This is a genomic window from Collinsella sp. AM15-2 (genome assembly GCF_003471985.1).
Classification (GTDB): domain Bacteria; phylum Actinomycetota; class Coriobacteriia; order Coriobacteriales; family Coriobacteriaceae; genus Collinsella.
Genome location: NZ_QRKO01000043.1, coordinates 1 through 2,499, shown reverse-complemented (window position 1 = coordinate 2,499; position 2,499 = coordinate 1). Strand labels below are relative to the sequence as shown.

Here is a 2,499-nt window from a genome sequence, read left to right as displayed (position 1 = left end):
CGGCGAGCTGTTCTTGGGAGAGCCCCATCGCCTCGCGCCTCGTCTTTATCTGGTTGCTGATGTCCATCGTCACCTCCCGGTCGTGAAGGAGCGTCCCGCGAACACATCGGGTGCGCTATCGAATCTGTTGTACATCATATGCGGCAAGGCTTGCCGGGCGCTGCAAAAATTGTTTTGCATGGGGTTTACCTGCATGATTGTTGCTGCGATGCGTGCCATCGCCGCGGGGAGATCTGGCTTGTGGAGGCTTGCGGGGCGATGGCTTAGCGATGTTGTCGAGCAGTCGTCCAGGTGCGCAGGCCCATGGCGGCGTAGCCGATTGCGGTATGGGCAACCCCATGGAACGCAAGGTCCTGGCTGCCCTCGACCGCGAGGGGAAACAGGAGCGCGGGTCCGATTCCGAGCGCTGCGGGTACCCAGAAGAGCGTCCTCGCGGAGTTCGCGGCGAGCAGACCGAGGGTGATTGCAGTTGCGGGGAGCACGGGGTAGATCAGCGCCATCATGGCGATCATGCCGGCATCGGATGGGACGACGCTCACCAGGAGGACGGGGATTGCCCAGCAGACGCCAACGATTGCGATCAATGCGATGAGGGACGCGCGTACGGTGACGTTCATGGGGCACCTCCTAACGGGAATCGCCCCCCCCATTCTGGCATACATCTTCAGAATGGGGGGGCTAAGGGGGATACCATTTCGGGGAACGGGTGCGTACCCGCGCTTTTAACTCAGCATCTTGGCGAGCATGCCGATGCCGACGCCCACCAGTCCGCCGGCGATGGCGCCGATGATGATCTGCACCGCGTTGCGCGTGCCCTTGACCCAAGGGTTCATCTCGCGCTCACGGCGCCCCTCGAGCGTGTCGCGATCGACCTGCTCGCCGCGGCTAAACGCCAACACCTCGCGGTACGTGACGAGGTCGTGCTGCTTCTTCATGCGTTCCATATACACGAACGCCACGAGCATCACGACGAGCGCCACGGCGGCAAACGCCGCGGTGGGCGCGATGTGCATGCCCCAGCCCCATTCGAACTGGAACGCCGCCCACGCGCTCAGCACCAAAAACACGACCGCGCTCACGACCGTGATTGTGGAGAGGGCGTTGTACTTCTTGACCGCTTCGTTCATTACCTGTGCCATGGTTTCCACATCTCCTTTGATGAGGGAGTCCACGGTCACCCCGAACACGTTGGAAAGCAGCAGCAGGCTCTGGACATCCGGATACGTACGGCCGCACTCCCAGTTGCTGATGGTCTGGCGCGACACGTAGATGCGCTCCGCCAGATCGTCTTGGGACAGTCCGAGCTCCGTGCGATGCTCCTTGATGTGCGAGCCCAGCTCCATGCGTTTGCTCCCTAGAGGGTCGGGGTGACCCCTGTCGAGAGCCACCATGTCATTGACGCGAGCATCGTACCATCAAAGGTCTTTATATTTGACCCCCACGGGGCAAAATCGAGCTGTCAAAAGGCTTTATATACGACATCTAGCTGGGAAAAGAACGGTCTCCAAAGGCGGGTGCCTCCGGGGACCGGTTGGTGCGTATAGAGGGGGCGAGCTTGCTTTGGGTTGGTGTTGGCCCCGCCGCTCGGCTCGACTTTGGAGCGGCGGGGTCAACTCTGCCTCGGCGCTGGCGAGGCAGAGCGCGGCTTTGCCCCGACGTCGGCCGCGCCCGAGCCCTGTCTTCCCGGCTTAGCCCTCCTCGCCTTTGGGCGTGCCCTTGAACGAGGGCTCTTTCTTTGGCAGCCTTCCCGCGCGTTTGAGGGCGTCTCGCAAGATCCATTCCACCTGACCGTTGGCGCTGCGCATCTACGAGTACCAGCGCCCGCTTGAGGGGACGAGCAGAACCCCCCCCAGCTCCTTCATGCGCTTGAGCGCGCGGATGTTCGCCTCGGGGATGGCGTGATTGGAGTCGAGGAAGGTCTCGTCCATATCGCTTGCAACAAGGCGGTACATGCTAGTACACCATGCCCATGGCCTCGCGCACCTCGGCGAGCGTGGCCTCGGCGACCTCGTTAGCGCGGCGGTTGCCCTCGTGCAGGACGTCCTTGACGTAGTCCATATCCTGCACGAGCTCCTCGCGGCGCGCGCGGATGGGGGCGAAGTGCTCGTTGACGGCCTCGGTCACGCACTTCTTGAGCTGGCCGGAGCCGCCCATGCCGATCTCCTCGGCAATCTCGACCTCGGAACGACCGGTGCAGATGGCGGCCGTCGAAAGCAGACCGGACACGCCGGGGCGGTTCTCGGGATCGAATGTGATCATGCGCTCGGAGTCGGTCTGGCTCTTCTTGATGCGCTTGGCCGTCTCCTCGGCGGTCATCGAGATGTTGATGGCGTTGCCGTAGCTCTTGCTCATCTTGCGACCGTCCAGGCCCGGCAGTAGCGGGGTCTCGGAAAGCAGCGCTTCGACCTTGGGGAACACCTTGCCGTAGCGGTTGTTAAAGCGGCGGGCGATGGTGAACTGCCTCCCATTTCTTGGACACGAGAAATGGGAGGCTTTTTA

Annotated in this window: 3 protein-coding genes and 2 pseudogenes; all 5 read right to left on the bottom strand. The window is 62.5% G+C overall.

Annotated elements, in window-relative coordinates:
- Positions 1-263: 263 nt before the first annotated feature.
- Positions 264-617, bottom strand: a complete 354-nt coding sequence (locus DW171_RS09970) for a hypothetical protein (RefSeq protein ID WP_117786958.1) — start codon at positions 615-617, stop codon at positions 264-266.
- Positions 618-722: 105 nt separating this feature from the next.
- Complete coding sequence (locus tag DW171_RS09965) at positions 723-1,343, bottom strand: helix-turn-helix domain-containing protein (RefSeq protein WP_117762863.1); 621 nt, start codon at positions 1,341-1,343, stop codon at positions 723-725.
- Positions 1,344-1,688: 345 nt separating this feature from the next.
- Positions 1,689-1,805 (bottom strand): annotated as a pseudogene (locus DW171_RS10450) (Arc family DNA binding domain-containing protein); the annotation flags it as partial.
- Positions 1,806-1,952 carry an HAD family hydrolase gene (locus DW171_RS09955; protein ID WP_233539159.1) on the bottom strand — a complete coding sequence of 49 codons (147 nt, stop codon included), beginning with the start codon at positions 1,950-1,952 and terminating at the stop codon, positions 1,806-1,808.
- A 1-nt stretch (position 1,953) separates the two neighbouring features.
- Positions 1,954-2,451: pseudogene (locus DW171_RS09950) on the bottom strand (tryptophan--tRNA ligase); the annotation flags it as partial.
- Between the last annotated feature and the right edge of the window lie 48 nt (positions 2,452-2,499).